Source organism: Nonomuraea sp. NPDC049486 (assembly GCF_040676925.1).
In the GTDB taxonomy this organism is placed as follows: Bacteria; Actinomycetota; Actinomycetes; order Streptosporangiales; family Streptosporangiaceae; genus Nonomuraea; species Nonomuraea ferruginea.
Map to the genome: position 1 here is coordinate 1 of NZ_JBFAPV010000008.1, position 15,048 is coordinate 15,048.

At 72.2% G+C, this 15,048-nt stretch carries 14 protein-coding genes; 7 read left to right on the top strand and 7 right to left on the bottom strand.

The genetic code is table 11. The annotated features are described in order from the left end of the window. Positions 1 to 184 precede the first annotated feature (184 nt). Positions 185 to 1,105 carry a Ku protein gene (locus tag AB0K05_RS23005; RefSeq protein WP_364231482.1) on the bottom strand — a complete coding sequence of 307 codons (921 nt, stop codon included), beginning with the start codon at positions 1,103 to 1,105 and terminating at the stop codon, positions 185 to 187. A gap of 213 nt (positions 1,106 to 1,318) precedes the next feature. Between AB0K05_RS23005 and ligD the strand changes: the two genes are divergently transcribed. The 4 genes from ligD to AB0K05_RS23025 all read left to right on the top strand — a co-directional run bounded on the left by ligD (position 1,319) and on the right by AB0K05_RS23025 (position 3,449). Then, a complete protein-coding gene (gene ligD / locus AB0K05_RS23010; RefSeq protein WP_364231485.1) occupies positions 1,319 to 2,203 on the top strand; it encodes a non-homologous end-joining DNA ligase in 885 nt (294 codons plus the stop codon). Positions 2,204 to 2,236: 33 nt separating this feature from the next. Next, positions 2,237 to 2,449, top strand: coding sequence for a hypothetical protein (locus AB0K05_RS23015; protein ID WP_246639498.1), 213 nt, complete (start codon positions 2,237 to 2,239; stop codon positions 2,447 to 2,449). Positions 2,450 to 2,511: 62 nt separating this feature from the next. Beyond that, positions 2,512 to 3,132, top strand: a complete 621-nt coding sequence (locus AB0K05_RS23020) for a TetR/AcrR family transcriptional regulator (protein WP_148029272.1) — start codon at positions 2,512 to 2,514, stop codon at positions 3,130 to 3,132. Between the two features lie 83 nt (positions 3,133 to 3,215). Further along, positions 3,216 to 3,449, top strand: coding sequence for a DUF3107 domain-containing protein (locus tag AB0K05_RS23025; protein ID WP_246639500.1), 234 nt, complete (start codon positions 3,216 to 3,218; stop codon positions 3,447 to 3,449). A 50-nt stretch (positions 3,450 to 3,499) separates the two neighbouring features. On the opposite strand, the gene AB0K05_RS23030 is transcribed toward AB0K05_RS23025, so the two are convergent. Further along, positions 3,500 to 4,144: a ferritin-like fold-containing protein gene (locus AB0K05_RS23030; protein ID WP_148029271.1), complete on the bottom strand. Its 645-nt coding sequence runs from the start codon at positions 4,142 to 4,144 to the stop codon at positions 3,500 to 3,502. A gap of 349 nt (positions 4,145 to 4,493) precedes the next feature. On the opposite strand from AB0K05_RS23030, the gene AB0K05_RS23035 reads away from it, so the two are divergent. Next, positions 4,494 to 6,434: a DEAD/DEAH box helicase gene (locus tag AB0K05_RS23035; protein WP_271276319.1), complete on the top strand. Its 1,941-nt coding sequence runs from the start codon at positions 4,494 to 4,496 to the stop codon at positions 6,432 to 6,434. Positions 6,435 to 6,589: 155 nt separating this feature from the next. After that, the gene (locus tag AB0K05_RS23040; RefSeq protein ID WP_271276318.1) at positions 6,590 to 7,474 is read left to right on the top strand and encodes an alpha/beta hydrolase; all 885 of its coding nucleotides are present in this window, start codon (positions 6,590 to 6,592) and stop codon (positions 7,472 to 7,474) included. A gap of 5 nt (positions 7,475 to 7,479) precedes the next feature. On the opposite strand, the gene AB0K05_RS23045 is transcribed toward AB0K05_RS23040, so the two are convergent. Genes AB0K05_RS23045 through AB0K05_RS23055 form a run of 3 tightly spaced genes read right to left on the bottom strand, consistent with a single transcriptional unit; the run spans position 7,480 to position 9,890 of the window. Continuing rightward, the gene (locus AB0K05_RS23045) at positions 7,480 to 8,412 is read right to left on the bottom strand and encodes a PD-(D/E)XK nuclease family protein (protein WP_271276317.1); all 933 of its coding nucleotides are present in this window, start codon (positions 8,410 to 8,412) and stop codon (positions 7,480 to 7,482) included. A gap of 28 nt (positions 8,413 to 8,440) precedes the next feature. Further along, positions 8,441 to 9,157, bottom strand: a complete 717-nt coding sequence (locus tag AB0K05_RS23050) for an MBL fold metallo-hydrolase (RefSeq protein WP_219543983.1) — start codon at positions 9,155 to 9,157, stop codon at positions 8,441 to 8,443. A gap of 49 nt (positions 9,158 to 9,206) precedes the next feature. Beyond that, complete coding sequence (locus AB0K05_RS23055) at positions 9,207 to 9,890, bottom strand: DUF6758 family protein (protein ID WP_345482896.1); 684 nt, start codon at positions 9,888 to 9,890, stop codon at positions 9,207 to 9,209. Between the two features lie 17 nt (positions 9,891 to 9,907). Here AB0K05_RS23055 and AB0K05_RS23060 point away from each other — a divergent pair, with 17 nt between their 5' ends. After that, entirely contained in the window at positions 9,908 to 10,303 is a 396-nt protein-coding gene (locus AB0K05_RS23060; RefSeq protein WP_271276316.1) for an NUDIX domain-containing protein, read from the top strand. 21 nt (positions 10,304 to 10,324) lie between these two features. On the opposite strand, the gene AB0K05_RS23065 is transcribed toward AB0K05_RS23060, so the two are convergent. Both AB0K05_RS23065 and AB0K05_RS23070 read right to left on the bottom strand, forming a co-directional pair. Beyond that, on the bottom strand, positions 10,325 to 12,571 hold the full coding sequence (locus AB0K05_RS23065) for a hypothetical protein (RefSeq protein ID WP_364231492.1): 2,247 nt from the start codon (positions 12,569 to 12,571) through the stop codon (positions 10,325 to 10,327). Positions 12,572 to 13,988: 1,417 nt separating this feature from the next. Beyond that, positions 13,989 to 14,981 (bottom strand): CPBP family intramembrane glutamic endopeptidase, encoded by a 993-nt coding sequence (locus AB0K05_RS23070; protein WP_187280949.1) that lies wholly within the window; start codon positions 14,979 to 14,981, stop codon positions 13,989 to 13,991. Between the last annotated feature and the right edge of the window lie 67 nt (positions 14,982 to 15,048).

Below are 15,048 nucleotides of genomic sequence, written 5' to 3' on the forward strand. Positions count from 1 at the left end.
CGCGCCTTCACCGGCAACCTCTGGATGCCGCCGGTCGCACTCGAAGCCTGATCAGCACCTATCACCCAGCGTCACAGAACCTTCTGATTGCTTACAGGCAAGCGCCGGCAGCATCATCCGAGTACGCGGCCGCATGGCCGCGCGTGAGAACGGACAGCGGGGGTGAGTCCAGGGGCAGGAGGCGTCAGGCCGACTTGCGGGCCTTCCGCTTGGCGGGGGCCTTCTCTTCCTTGGCCTTCTCTTCCTTGGCCCTGTCGTCCTTGGCCCTGTCGTCCTTGGCCTTCGCCTTGCCCGAGGCGGCCCGCTTCGGCTTAGCGGGAGCGCCCTCGCGCTCGCGCTTGGCGGCCTCGACGCTGGCCCGCAGCGCCGCCATGAGGTCGACGGCGGGGCCGCCCTCCTCCTCGGCCTCCGGAGGCGTGATGACCTCCTTGCCCGCCACCTTCGCCTCGATGACCTCCTGCAGCGCCTCGCGGTAGGTGTCGTGGTACTCGGCCGGGTCGAAGTCGGCCTCCATCGTGGAGATCAGCGACTCGGCCATCTTGAGCTCCTGCGTCCGCACGTCGATGTCCTCGTCCAGGAACTCGAAGTCCGGCTTGCGGATCTCGTCCGGCCACAGCATGGTCTCCAGCACGAACACCCCGTCGCGCACCCGCAGCGTCGCCAGCGACTCGCGCTGGCGCAGCGCCACCTTGACCACCGCCACCTGGCCGGAGCTCTCCAGCGCGTCGCGCAGCAGCACGTACGGCTTGGCCCCCTGCGCGTCGGGCTCCAGGTAATAGGACTTGGCGAAGTAGATGGGGTCGATCTGCTCGGCGGGGGCGAACTGCAGCACGTCGATCCGGCGTGAGGTGCTCAGCGGCAGCCCTTCGAAGTCCTCGTCGGTGAGCACGACCATCTCGCCCGTGGCCAGCTCGTAACCCTTGGCGATGTCCGCGTACGCGATCTCCTCGCCGTCGAGCGTGCACACCCGCTTGTAGCGGATGCGGCCGCCGTCCTCGCGGTGCACCTGGTGGAAGCTGACGTCCTTCTGCTCGGTGGCCGAGTAGAGCTTCACCGGGATCGTGACCAGCCCGAAGGAGATCGCACCTTTCCAGATGCTGCGCATGGGCAACTCCTCAGTAGTGTCGGGCGGTTCGCCAACGGGGACATACCCGTCCCCGTGCGACCAATGCCATAGCTCGTCGAACCCATGCCGGGCCGGTCCTGTGGCGTTATCGATGGGTTAGACCCGATCTCGTCGGGGAGGTGGCGTACACGAAGGCCTCGCCGTCCCGTGTGGCGCGGGCCCGGAGAAGCTGCCCCCGGAGGTGACGGCCCGATGAGCCCGGCGAGCAAGGTCCCGGTGCGGGTGGACGGGCGGGAGCTCGTCCTGAGCAACCTGGACAAGGTGCTCTATCCCGAGTCCGGCTTCACCAAGGCCGAGGTCATCGACTACTACAGCCGGATCGCCCCGGTGCTCCTGCCGCACCTGGAAGGCCGGCCGCTGACGGTCAAGCGCTTCCCGAACGGCGTCGAGGGCATGTCGTTCTTCGAGAAGAACGCCCCCGAGCACACCCCCGGCTGGGTGCGCAGGGCGCGGCTGCCGGCGCCCGGCAGCACCAAGGACCGCGACACCATCGACTTCGCCCTGATCGACGACCTGCCGGGGCTGGTCTACTACGCGAACCTGGCCGCGCTGGAGCTGCACGTGCCCCAGTGGCGGGTGGACGGGGAAGGACGCGCGCTGCCGCCGGACACCCTGGTGTTCGACCTGGACCCCGGGCCCCCCGCGATGATCGTGGAGTGCTGCGAGGTCGCCCTGATGCTGCGCGAGGTGCTGTCGGCCGACGGCCTGGAGGCCAGGCCGAAGACCAGCGGGAGCAAGGGCATGCAGCTGTACGCCGCGTGGGACGGCCGCGAGGAGCCGTCGGCGTACGCCAAGCGGCTGGCCCAGGCGCTGGCGAAGCGGCACCCCGGGCGGATCGTCAGCGTGATGGCGAAGAAGCAGCGGCCGGGCAAGGTCTTCATCGACTGGAGCCAGAACAACCCCGCCAAGACCACGGTCGCGCCATACTCGCTGCGGGCCAGGACGCGTCCGACGGTTTCCACGCCACTGCTGTGGAAGGAGGTCGAACGCTGCGAGAGCCCGGAAGACCTGGTGTTCACGTCGTCCGACGTGCTGGCCAGGATGGAGAAGCACGGCGACCTTTTCAGCCGGGCGTAATCTGGTTCAGTCCACACGAAGAGGGGGACCGACATGTCGGAGATGGACGTACGCGGGGACGACGACAACTTCGCCGATGACCAGGAGCTGCCGATCGAGGCGACGCCGGCCGACGCCGCCGAGCAACAGCGTCCGCTGCGGGAGGACGACGAGCAGTGGCGCCTCGAGCTTCCCCTTGAGGTCAACCCGGCCGACGCGATCGAGCAGGACCGCGTGGTCGGGTACGACGACGACGACTATCGCTGAGGTGATGACTACCCGCCCGTAGGATGTCGGCAGACCCGGCACGAAACCCGTTGGAGACCCGTGTGACCGCTACCCCGGACGCCAAGCCCCGGGGCACCCGGCTGCCCCGACTCGCCCGCCGCAGGCAGCTGCTGAGCGCGGCGCAGGAAGTGTTCGTGGAGAACGGCTACCACGCGGCCGCCATGGACGAGATCGCCGACCGCGCGGGGGTCAGCAAGCCGGTGCTCTACCAGCACTTCCCGGGCAAGCTGGAGCTCTACCTCGCCCTGCTCGACCTGCACGTCGACGACATGGTCACCCGGTGCAGGGAGGCGCTCGCCTCCACGACCGAGAACAAACTGCGGGTGCAGGCGACGTTCAGCGCGTTCTTCGACTTCGTCTCCACCCAGGGCGAGGCGTTCCGGCTGGTCTTCGAGTCCGACCTGCGCAACGTGGCGCCGGTGCGGCAGCGCGTGGAGCGCTCGCTCAACGAGTGCGCCGAGATGGTCAGCGCGGTGATCCAGGAAGACACCGGCTGCACCAGCGACGAGGCCCACCTGCTGGGCGTCGGGCTGGTCGGCATGGCGGAGGTGAGTGCCCGCTACTGGGTCAGCGAGCACGGCTCCATCCCCAAGGACGCGGCCGAGCAGCTCATGGCCCGGCTCGCCTGGCGGGGCATCAGCGGTTTTCCGCGTACGGCTTAACCCGTTCGCTGGGCGCGATCAGCTGCGCTTTTCCGGCGTCGAACGGCCACGATGAGGGAAGCCCCGCCCCGTGGAAAGGGAGCATGATGGAAATCAAGATCGGCGTGCGTTCGGTGCACCGTGAGCTCGTTGTGGAGACCGACCTGTCGTCCGAGCAGGTCGAGGAGGAAATCCGGAAGGCCCTTGCCGCCGATCGCGGCGTGTTCGCCATCACCGACGTGAAGGGCAGGCGTGTGGTGGTGCCGGTGGCGTCGTTGGGCTTCATCGAGATCGGCGAGGACGAGTCGCGTCCGGTGGGCTTCGGCGGCACCCTCTAGGCGCCGCCGTCCGGGAGCCGCCTTGAGGCGCGGCTCCCGGGCGTGACGCCTCAGATGCCGAGCGCCGCCATGCGCTTGCCGTGCTGCTCCGTCAGTTTGGCGAACAGGCGGGAGATCTCCGCCTGGTCGTTCGCGCCCGACTCCACCAGCATGAGCGCCAGCTCCGGGCGTTCCGCCGCCACCCGCTGGCCCTGGCTGAGCGCCTCGCCGACGAGCCGCCTGGCCCACAGCGCCAGCCGCCCGCTCACCGCCGGGTCCGCCGCGACGCCGGCCCGTACGCGCTCGACGGCGAACTCCGCCCGCCCCTCGTCCGTCAGCACCTCGTCGACCAGCTCCACGATCGACGGGTCCAGCCTCCGGGCCGCCTCACGATAGAAGTCGAGCGCGATGCCCACCCCCACATAGGCCTTGACCAGGGCTTGCAACCAGTCGGCCGGGCTGGTCTGGGTGTGCCAGGCGTCCAGCGCCCCGGCGAACGGCTGCATCGCCCGCTCCGGGTCCGCCCCCAGCTCCCGCAGCCGGTCGTAGAGCAGCCGGAAGTGCTGATACTCGGCGACGGCCAGCTCGCACAGCGCCGTCCGGTCGGCGAGCGTGGGCGCCAGCGTGGCGGCGTCCTCGGTCATCCTCGTGAATGCGCTCAGCTCGGCATAGGCCAGGACGCCGAGCAGGTCGGCGACCCCAGGAGACTCGTTCATGGAAGGCAGCGTACTTCCGGGAATCTTCGGGAACATCCGTAAGCCTGGTCAGCGTTGTGGTATCGAGTACACTGCTCTGAGAAAGTGCGACCGCACTGTGTACATTCGGGGGTCTCTCCTCCGAATCCCCCGATCCCCGGGTGCGCGGTCGTAATGACGCGAGAGGGCTGGCTCTACCGCGAGGACCCAGATACGAGGTCGGATTTCCGCCCGTAGGTCCCGGCAGGCCCGCCTTCATTTGAGACTGAGGCAGGCCACGCTGACGACTTTCCGAGACCTCGGAGTCACACCAGAAATCGCCGATGCCCTCGAGACCGAGGGCATCACGACACCGTTCCCGATCCAGGAAATGGCGCTTCCGCTGGCGCTGAACGGCCAGGACCTGATCGGCCAGGCCCGCACGGGCACCGGCAAGACCTACGCGTTCGGCATCGCGATGCTGCAGAGCATCGGCAAGCCGCGCAAGAACCGCAAGAAGCCCCGCGGGCTGGTCGTCGTGCCGACCCGCGAGCTCGCCACCCAGGTGAGCGAGGACCTGGTCACCGCCGCCGGCAAGCTCGGCTCGCGGGTGCTCACCGTCTACGGCGGGCGCGCGTACGAGCCGCAGATCGAGGCGCTCAAGGCGGGGGTCGACGTCATCGTCGGCACCCCCGGCCGGCTGCTCGACCTGGTCAAGCAGAAGCATCTCGACCTCGGCCAGGTCAACACGCTGGTCCTCGACGAGGCCGACCGGATGCTCGACCTGGGCTTCCTGCCCGACATCGAGCGGATCTTCAAGCTGATCCCGGCGGAGCGGCAGACGATGCTGTTCTCCGCCACCATGCCGGGCGAGATCGTCACCCTTTCCCGCAAGTACCTCAGCCGCCCCACCCACGTGCGCGCCGAGAACGAGAGCGGCGAGGCCGAGACCACCCCGCAGGTGCGCCAGATCGTGTGGCGCGCCCACCGGATGGACAAGATCGAGATCGTGTCCCGGCTGCTGCAGGCCGAGGGCCGCGGGCTCACGATGATCTTCTGCGAGACCAAGCGCGCCTGCGACATGGTCTCCGAGCAGCTCGACACCCGTGGGTTCGCGGTCGCGGCCGTCCACGGCGACCTCGGCCAGGGCCAGCGTGAGCAGGCGCTGCGGGCGTTCCGCAACGGCAAGGTCGACGTGCTGGTCGCCACCGACGTGGCGGCCCGCGGCATCGACATCGACGACGTCACCCACGTGGTCAACTACGACTGCCCCACCGACGACAAGACCTACGTGCACCGCATCGGCCGCACCGGCCGGGCCGGGCGCACGGGCATCTCGGTCACGTTCGTGGAGTGGGAGGAGCTGACCCGCTGGAAGATGATCAACCAGATGCTGGGCCTCGACTTCCCGGAGCCCGAGGAGACCTACTCCACCTCTCCTCACCTCTACACCGAGCTCAACATCCCCGAGGGCACCAAGGGCGTGCTGCCGCACGCCAGCCGCTCCCGGGCGGGCCTTTCCGCGGAGCGCATCGAGGACCTCGGCGAGACGGGCCGGCCACGCGCGCGCGGCCGTCGCCGCGACGAGCGTGAGGAGCGGGAGCGGGAGCGGGAGCGTCCGGCCCGCACGCGCCAGCGCCGCCGCACCCGCGGCGGCAGGTCCGCGGAGGAGAGCACCGCGGGCAGCCCTGCCGTCGAGACGCCGGAGGTCGAGCTCGTGACCGGTCGCTCCAGCCAGCACCAGGAGGAGACGCCCGCGATCATCACTGCCGAGGAGGTGGCGACGGCCGCCGAGCCGCGCCGCCGCACCCGGCGGTCCGCCGTCCAGGAGGAGCAGGTCGCGGACGTCACCGCCCGCCAGGAGCGGTCCGTCACGGCCCCGCCGAGCGACCACACGGCCGCGCCCAGGCGCGACCAGATCGCGGCCCCGCCGCGTGACGAGATCGCGACGCCGTCGCGGGACGAGATCGCGGCCTCCCAGCGGGACGAGGTGGCCACGCCGTCGCATGACCGGATCGCGGCCTCCCAGCGGGACGAGGTCGCGACGCCGTCGCGTGACCGGATCGCCGCCTCCCAGCGGGACGAGGTCGTGGCGCCGGCACGCCAGGAGACCGAGTCCTCGTCGCGTGACGAGGCCACGGCGCCGGGCGAGCCGGAGTTCGCCGCACCGCGGCGCGAGCCGGAGCGGATCATCCCGGCCAGCCCGTTCACGGTGATCTTCCAGTCACCTGACCTGGCGACGGACGACGACGACATCGCGCCGTCGGCGGCCACGGAGCGCAAGCAGCAGCGCCGCGGCGGCAACCGCGGCAACCGCCGCCGCACCGGCTGACACGTTCGGCGAAAGGCGCGCATCCCGACCGGGGTGCGCGCCTTTCCGCATGTCACGGGCTTTCTCACGGACATGGGCACGACTCGCCCCAGATCGCACCGGCGTACCGTGTTCACCGGTGTCGAGGTGGTGGGCTCTGGGTATTGTTGCCCCACGTGAGTACGCCGCGATTCCTGCACCTGCCTCCTGGCGTCACCCCACGCAAGATCGAGACCGACCGCGGCATGTTCGCGGCCCTCGAGGCGCTGCCGGCGACCGGCGTGGTGGAGCGATGGCCCGCGATCCTTCTCCCGGGCCTGACGGGCAGCAAGGAAGACTTCATCGCGGTCCTGCAGACGCTCGCCCTGTCGGGCCGCCGCGTGCTGGCCGTCGACCTGCGCGGCCAGTACGAGACGCCGGGCCTCGACGACCCCGCCGCCTACACCTGCGCGGCGCTGGGCGCCGACGTCGACGCGCTCGCCCAGCGGTTCGGCGACGGCGAGCCGGTCCACCTGGTGGGCCACTCCTTCGGCGGGCTGGTGGCGCGCGAGGCGGCGATCGACGGGCGCACCAAGTTCGCCTCGTTCACGCTGATGGGCTCCGGCCCCGCGGGCATCACCGGCAAGCGCGCCGGACACGCCCGATGGCTGACGCGCACGATCCCCCTGTCGGGGCTGGAACACGTGTGGCATGCCGGCTTCGAGCCGGAGGCGCTGGCCGCCGGCGTGCCCGACGACATCCTGGCCTTCCTGCGCCAACGGCTGCTGTCCAACTCGCCGACGGGTCTGGCGCGCATGGCCGACGAGGTGGTGTCCATGCGCGACCGCACCGAGGAGCTGCGCCAGATCGAGGTGCCCACGCTCGTTCTGTACGGGGAACACGACGACGGCTGGCCTGCCGAGACGCAGCAGGAGATGGCGGCGGCCCTGGGCGCCGACTGCGTGGTGGTGCCGGGCGCGGCCCACTCACCCGCGGTGGAGGCGCCGGAGACCACGGCGGCGGCGCTCGTCAGGTTCTGGAACGAGGCCGAGAGCCACACCCTCGACACCCGCGCCACCTGACGGCGTCACTCCGCCAGGCCGTCCCAGGGGCGGTGCTCGGGGGCGGCGGTCACGCCTTCGGGGCAGTGGCGGCGGAAGTCGCACCAGCCGCAGATCGGGCCGGGGCTGGGGGCGAACACCTCGTCCAGCTCCGCGGGCACGCGTGGCGGGCTCACCAGGGGCCGGTCACGCCGCTCGGGGGCCGGCGCGTCGTCACGGGCCGCCGGTGGACGGCCCGCGTCGCGGGGCCGAGGGCGCTTGGCCTGGGCCGGCTCGCCCATCACCGTCCGGTAGCGCTCGTCCGCCTCCGCCGCCTCCATCGCGATCTCCTCGGCGCGCCGCAGATGGCGGTCGAGCGACTCGTCCGTGTGACGCCACTGCACGATCTCGCCCGTCGGCAGGTGGTGCAGCTCGACGGCGTGGGCCGGGGTGCGCATCATGCGGGACGCCGCCACCGCGTAGATCGCCAGCGCCAGCGAGGAGCGCGCGTCGTCCTGCGTGAGCGGCCGCCGCCCGGTCTTGTAGTCGACCACCACCAGCTCGTCGCCGCGCCGGTCGAGCCGGTCGATGCGGCCGGAGACCGCGATGACCGAGGTCCGGGTGGCCACGGTGCGTTCGACGCCGACCGGGTCGTCGGACGGGTCGAGCGTGGCCACGTAGCCGGAGACCAGGTCGCGGCCGCGGCCGAGCCACTGCGCCGACTGGGCCTCGTCCCTGAACCCCTCGGTGATCCAGCCCTTGGTGAGTAAGACGGCCGCCGTCAACGGCGTGCGCCGCTCGTACGGCTCCCGCCACCACGCCGCCAGCGCGTTGTGAACGCTCGCCCCGACGCTGTTGTGCGCCCAGCCCGGGCCCTTCGACGGCTGCGGCCGGTCCAGGTAGGTGAACCGGTAGCGGCGCCGGCAGTCGAGCCAGGCGTTCAGCCGCGACGGCGTGCACGAGTAGAGCCGCCGCGGCATCCCATCCAGCGGAAGCTGGTCGTACACCCTAGTCGTCGCCGGAGTCGAGCCTGATGCGGGCGGCCCTGGTGCCGTCGACGAGCGGGCCCTCCTCCTCGGGCTCGGTCTCGACCCGCGTCAGCGAACCGCCGATCCAGTCGTCGAAGTGCGGCTCCAGGTCGCCGATGGTGACCTCCTCGCCGTGGGAGGGCAGCACCCGCGTGTCGCCGGGCAGCGTGAACAGCCGCCCGCCGATGGCGGTGAGCTGGTCGGCCAGGCGGGGGTACTCGCCGCCGAGCTTGCCGGGCCCGTCGGCCTGGAGCGTCTTGCCGGAGAAGACCGCGCCGAGGCCCTCGCAGTAGAGCGAGACCCCGCCGGGCGTGATGCCGGGCGTCTCCATGACGTCGAGCTGGACGTCGGCGACCTGGAAGATGCCGTCGTCCTCCATGTCGATGTCGGGCCAGGTCTCGGTCCAGGTCTCCCGCCAGAGCGGCTTGTCCTTGGGGTGGAGTGCGACGACCGCCTCGTCCCTGGCCGCCACCTCGATGGCGGCGCCGACGTGGTCGGGCAGGCCGTGGGTGCAGATGACCGCGAGCACCTCGCGCTCACCCACCTGCTCAAGGATCTTCTCGGCGTCCCTGGCGGGGTCGATGACGATGGCCTCCTCGTCGTCGCCGATGATCCAGGTGTTGTTCTCGACCTTGTGCTCGGTGCCGTCGATGTCGACGAGGCCCTCGGTCACCACTCGCTCGATACGCGCTGTCACGCCTCCGAACTCTAGCCCGTCCGCACCGGTGAGCGAATCCCGTTGGGCATCAGTCTTCGAGCCGGGGGGAGAACGCGCCGAAGGGGATGTCGAGGTCATGGTCGCGCAGGTCGATCAGGCTCAGCTCGGCGAGCACGATGAGGCAGCCGGCCTCGGCGGGCCAGGCGATGACCCACAGCCAGTTGCCGAGCGCCTCACCGGCGTAGACGGCCCGGTCGGCGGCGCCGTTCACGCACCACAGCGGGGCCGGATGCCCGAGGACCTCGATCTTGGCGTTGGGCGGGCCCGAGTCGAACCCCTCGCCGGGGTCGGCCCCGTCCAGACCGGCGAACGCGGCCCCGAGGCCGACGCCCGGCTCCTCGGCGATGACGAGGATGTCCGCGGGCCCCTGCGTCAAGGACGGCCCGGACAGCGCGACCAGGCTCGCCCGTATGCCCTTGCGCTCGTCGCCGACCTCGCCGAACCCCGTCACCAGCCATCCGGACGGCAGCGGCCAGGGCAGCCAGACCGGCACCAGCGAGGTCTTGCGCATCGCCTCCGCGGCCGTCTGCGACGGCGGCCAGGGCGGCTGGTACGGCAGGACGTCGCCGTGCGCATCGCAACGCCAGGCACTGGACCACACGCTCGGCGCGTGCAGCGGACCGAAGCACCGTGGGCAGGTTGGAGCCGCTCTCACAGCTACCCACGGTGCTTCGTCGGGCACCGCCCCGTCAAGACCGCAGTCCGTTATCACGTCGTAATCTTGACCATGTGCGCGTAAATTGTGTCGGCGCGATCGTCCTGGACGACGCGCGCCGCCTTCTGCTCATCCGGCGCGGGCACCCTCCGGACGCGGGTCGCTGGTCGCTGCCGGGCGGCCGGGTGGAGCCCGGCGAGTCCGACGCCGTGGCGGTGCGGCGCGAGGTGCTGGAGGAGACCGGGCTGGAGGTGGCCGTGGGCCCGCTCGCGGGCACGGTGGACCTGCCCGCTCCCCGCGGGGACACGTACGCGGTCCGCGACTACCGCGCCACCGTGGTCGGCGGCACCCTCACACCGGGCGACGACGCCGCCGACGCCCGCTGGTGCACGCGGGAGGAGCTCGCCCGGCTGCAGCTCACCACCGGCCTGCTGGACACCCTGCGCTCCTGGCGCGTCCTGCCCACGTGACGCCGCGGCCACCGGCGGGGCTCAGCGGCCGGCGGTGAGAGTCGACGTCCAGAGGATGAGGTGGTCGTCGCTGTAGGTGGTGGACCGGCCCAGAGCCACCACTTCCTCGCCGGAGATCGTCACCGCGGCCAGCCACTGGGCGCCCGGCCCGGCCAGGCGGTCCTCCTTCAAGTCCAGCCGGCTCCACGAGAGGCCGTCCTGGGAGATCCAGGCGGCGCTGTCGCCCTCCCCCTGCTCGCCGTGCCAGCCGACCGCGACCAGGCCCTGCCCGGCCGCCGCCAGGTCGTACACGCCGGCCGCCCGTTCCGCGGGAAGCCATGACGTCTCCCAGGTCACGCCGTCGTCCTCGGAGATCGCCGAGAAGGCCCGGGACGCGCCCGAGGCGGTCGAGGCGGTCCCGATGGCCACCAGCCTGTCCTGGTGCACCGCCACCTGGCGCAGCCCGGCCGAGGACGCGTCCGGCGGGGAGAGCCGCTCGCGGGCCGTCCAGTTCAGCCCGTCCGGCGACACCCAGACGATGCCGCTCTCGTTCCCGCCCGCGCCCGCGCCGCCGACCGCCACGTACCCGTCGGGGGTGGCGGCCACGTCGTGCAGGCGCACGCCCGAGCCGCCCTGCGGCAGCCGCTCCGAGCGGGTGTACGAGCGCAGGTCGGGGGTGAACCAGACGGCCGCCGCCGTGCCCGCCGGGCCGCGGTCCTCGCCCGCGAGCAGGTAGCCGTCGGGGCCCGCCGCGACCGTCCGCACGTCCAGGTACGGATGATCGCCCGGCCTGGCCAGATCGCCCGAGAGCGGCACCTTCTTCCAGGCGCGCCCGTCGCCGGAACTGACCAGCAGCGGCTCCGTCTCCTGGAGGCCGGCCTGGGTGCCGCCCACGGCCAGCCAGCCGCGGCGGCCGAACGCCACGTCGTTCAGCTGCTGCCGTCGCGGGCCGCCGAGCCCGATGGACCTCCAGTCCTTCCAGTCCTGGCTGGTCCAGACGCCCGCCTCGCCCCCGGCCGAGCCGACGGCCACGTAGCGGCCGTCGTGGCTGGCCAGGCCGCTGGTCTCGCGGGCCATCCTGGTCAGGCCACGGACCTGGTCGAGCGGCACGCGCGCGGGCTCGCCGCGCCGGGGCACCGCCATGAGGACCGGCTCGTTGTCCACGTCCGAGACCGCGCGGTCGCCGCCCGCGTACAGGGTGCCGCCCGCGGCGATCGCGAACCCGCGCAGCGTCGCCCCCCGGAGCTCCCCGATGCCCGCCCGCCCGCTCCACGAGCGGCCGTCCGTGCTGGTCAGCACCGCGTACGAGCCGATCCCCGCCTGGCTCACCGCGGCCACGCCGTCCTCGTACGAGACGAGCCGCTCGACGCCGGGGCTGGCCGCTGGCAGGCCGTCGATCGTGCCGCACTGCGACCACTCGGCGCCGGTGGGCGAGCAGTAGGCGCGCACGTCGCCGGTGATCGTACGCTGCCTGGTGGCCACCAGCACGAACCGCTTCGACGCGACCGCCAGCGAACCCGCCTTGGGCATCGCCTCCGGCAGCTGGAAGCCGGTCGACTGCCAGGTGCGTCCGCCGTCGGCCGACCTGAGGACGCGGGAGCCGTCGCCCTGCGCTGGCCTGGCCATGGCCACCACCGTGTCGCCTCTGGCGACCACGGCGCGGATCTCGCCCGCCTCCAGGCCCCGGGTCTCCACCCGCTCCCAGGCGTGGCCGTCCGTGGAGTGCCAGGCGGCCGGGCCCGCGCCGCCGTCGCGCAGCGCCGCCTCGCCCACCGCGACGAACCCGGAGCCCGTCCTGGCGATGTCGTGGATCAGGTCGCCGTCCCTGAAGGCCTCTCCCCCGCCGACCGCCTGCCAGTTCAGGCCGTCGGCGCTGGTCCACAGACCCCGCTCGCGCACCCCGTCGCCGCCGGTGGCCAGCCAGCGGCCGTCGCCGCCGGCCACCCGCTGCACGATGGGCGTGCTCGCGCCGGTGACGCGGCCGAGCTGCCACTCCTCGCCGTCGGCGGAGTAGAGGAACAGGGGCCTGGGCGTCGGGCCGGTGGTGTCGCTGCCCACGACCACCACGGCGCGGCCGACGGCGGCCACGTCGTTGAGCTTCTGGTCGGTGCCCTGGGCCGCCGCCGGGACCGTGAACAGGTTGTCGCCTGACCTGCCGGTGCCGGTGGCGAGCCTGAGCCGGGCCTCGTCGTCGGCGCGCCACTGCCACACCAGCACGCCGGCGGCCACCAGCAGCGCGACCGCCAGCGCCACGGCCATCGGCGCGGCCGGGCTGCGCCCCCGCCGCACGGGACTCGCCCGCCGCATCGCCGCCGGGGCCGGGCCCCTCTGGTGCCTTCCCCCGGGTCGTTCGGGGCCCGACGCGACCAGCAGATCAGGCCGCGCCGGCCTGCCGCCCGGCGGCCTCCCGACCCGCCGCACCGGCTCGTCCCCGTCAGCGTTCTCGTCCTGCCCGTCCCCCGCGCCCCCGGCTCCGCCGGAAGCGACCCCCCGTGACGGCTCACCGCTGGTCTCCTCCCCTCGGCCGGGCTGATGCGCGATCCCGTACGGAGCCGTACGAACTTCCTCTCCAGCCTGAGCCGAGGTGCCAGTGACCTCGCCGCTCCCGGGAGCCCGTGTGCCGAGGGCTTCCCCACCCCTCGGAGCGTCGTCTCCTCGGTCTGGCGCCGGAGGCTGGTGGGCGATTCCGTACGGGGCCGTGCGGGCGTCTCGCCTGGTCCGGGTTTCGGGGGCGGGCTCCGCTTCCGTGGGGGGGTTGTTCTCGGCGGCGACGGCATCGGGATGGGTGCCGGTGGTGTCGTGGGGGGACCCGAGGTCCTTCCCCGCCCCCTCGCCGGGCGGGGAAGGCTCGGGCTCTCGTGGCGGGTCGTGGGGTGGTGGGACGGGGCGTGGCGGGCCGCTGGCCACGAGCTTGTCGGGGCGGTCGACCGTGCGGCGGCGACGCCTGGGTTCCGTGTCCGGCTCCGCGGTGGGGGAGCTGTAGGGGCGGCGGCCCTTGGGGAGCTCCTGGGGCTCGTCCTCCGGGGTGGGCGCGGCGAACGGCGGCATCCCCCAGGGCGAGGTCAGCGGTAATCCGCGCGCCCGGTCGTCCGTCGGCCCCGGCGGGCTGTGCCGGATGCGCGGCTCCCGCGGCTGCGCACCGCCGGCGGCGGGACCGCCCGGGGACTCGGCCGGCGGGACGGGCTCGCCTCGGCCGAAGGCTTCCAGTCCGGCGGGGTCGGGCGCGAGCGCGTCGCCGGGGGCTCCCGGGCCGGGGGAGGCGGGTTCGTCGGCGGGGGGTGAGTCCGGGGCTGGGGCGTCGCCGGGACGAGGGTCGTCTGGCGGCTGCCGATGCTGGTCACTGGCGCCGGAGGCCACGCGCCGTACCTCCTAGTCGGACGGGTCGAGCGGGACGGGGCCCGGAGCGGGCGGGCCGGTCGGCTCGAAGGGTCGGGTTCGAGTCTGCTCGGCGGAACCGGCAGGAACAGGGGGACCGTTCCAAGGATGACTTATCCGAACATATGCGCTATATGGACTGAATTCGACCTTCGCGTCCCCTCCTCCGGCATCGCGCCACAGGATCGCTCGCACAACGACTACTCCTACCCCGCCGCCCGAAACGATCACCCCTCATCTCGTACGCCCGAGTCCACAAGAACCAGACCAGCACGCCGGAGCCGGAATGGCGAGACCTCTCTAGCGAGATTCCCGGCACCCACCGGTTGATTTATCCAGAAGTAGTGCTGATTGACCGCTTTTTAGCGAAATAGAGCACCAGGAGGATGAACACTCCCAGCTGCACGACGGTCCCCACGAGCGACTGCCACGGCACCGGCACCGACGCCTGATCCAGCGCCTGGTCCAGCTGCCCCGCCGCCGCGCTGATGCCGAACGCCACCGTGTTGTTCAGCACGTGCAGCGCGATGGCCGCCTCCAGACCGCCGGTCCACACCGTCAGGACCGCCATGGCCAGGCCGAAGGCGAACACGTCGAGCAGCCCCGCCCACTGGTATCCGTGCAACGACGCGAACAGCACCGAGCTGATCACGATCCCCCACCACGGGTTGCGCAGGTGAGCCCCGAACGCCTGCAGCAGCCACCCCCGGAACAGGTACTCCTCGGTGGCCGCCTGGAAAGGCACGAGCAGCACGATGACGACGAGCGCCGGCAGGAACCGCTCCCACCCGGTCCACCCGAAGATGCCCTCGGTCCGCTCCCCCGTGGCGACCAGCAGGACCACCTGGGCGATCTGGGCCAGCACCATCGACAGCACCGCCGCGCCCACGCAGATCAGCAGCCACGACCAGCGCACCCGCCCGGCCACGGACGAGAGCGTCCCCGGCCGCCGCCGCTGCACCAAGGCGGCCACGCCGAACACCACCGGGAGCACGGCCGCGATCGACAACAGCAGCAGGATCATCCCGTACACCGGATCGCCGGAGATCTGCTCGGGCCGCTCGGGCTGCGGGATGCCCAGGACGGCCCCGATGATCACCCCCGCCAGCAGCACGATCGCGCCGATGACGAAGAACGCGGCCGCGACCGCGAGGGTGCCCACGACCTGCCGCCACACCCGGCTGACCGGGGTCCTGGCGAGCTGGTCGTACCGCGCGTCACGCGGCACGGGCGCGTACCAGGACGGCCGTGGCGGCGGGTACGGGTAATAGCCCGCCGGCGGACCGCCGTAAGGGCCTGGTGAAGGCTCGGGATTATCCTGCATCTCCATATTCTGTCCATCCGGTGCGCAATAGTTCACAGACGGCGCGGCCTTTTCGGCGGATGCTCGG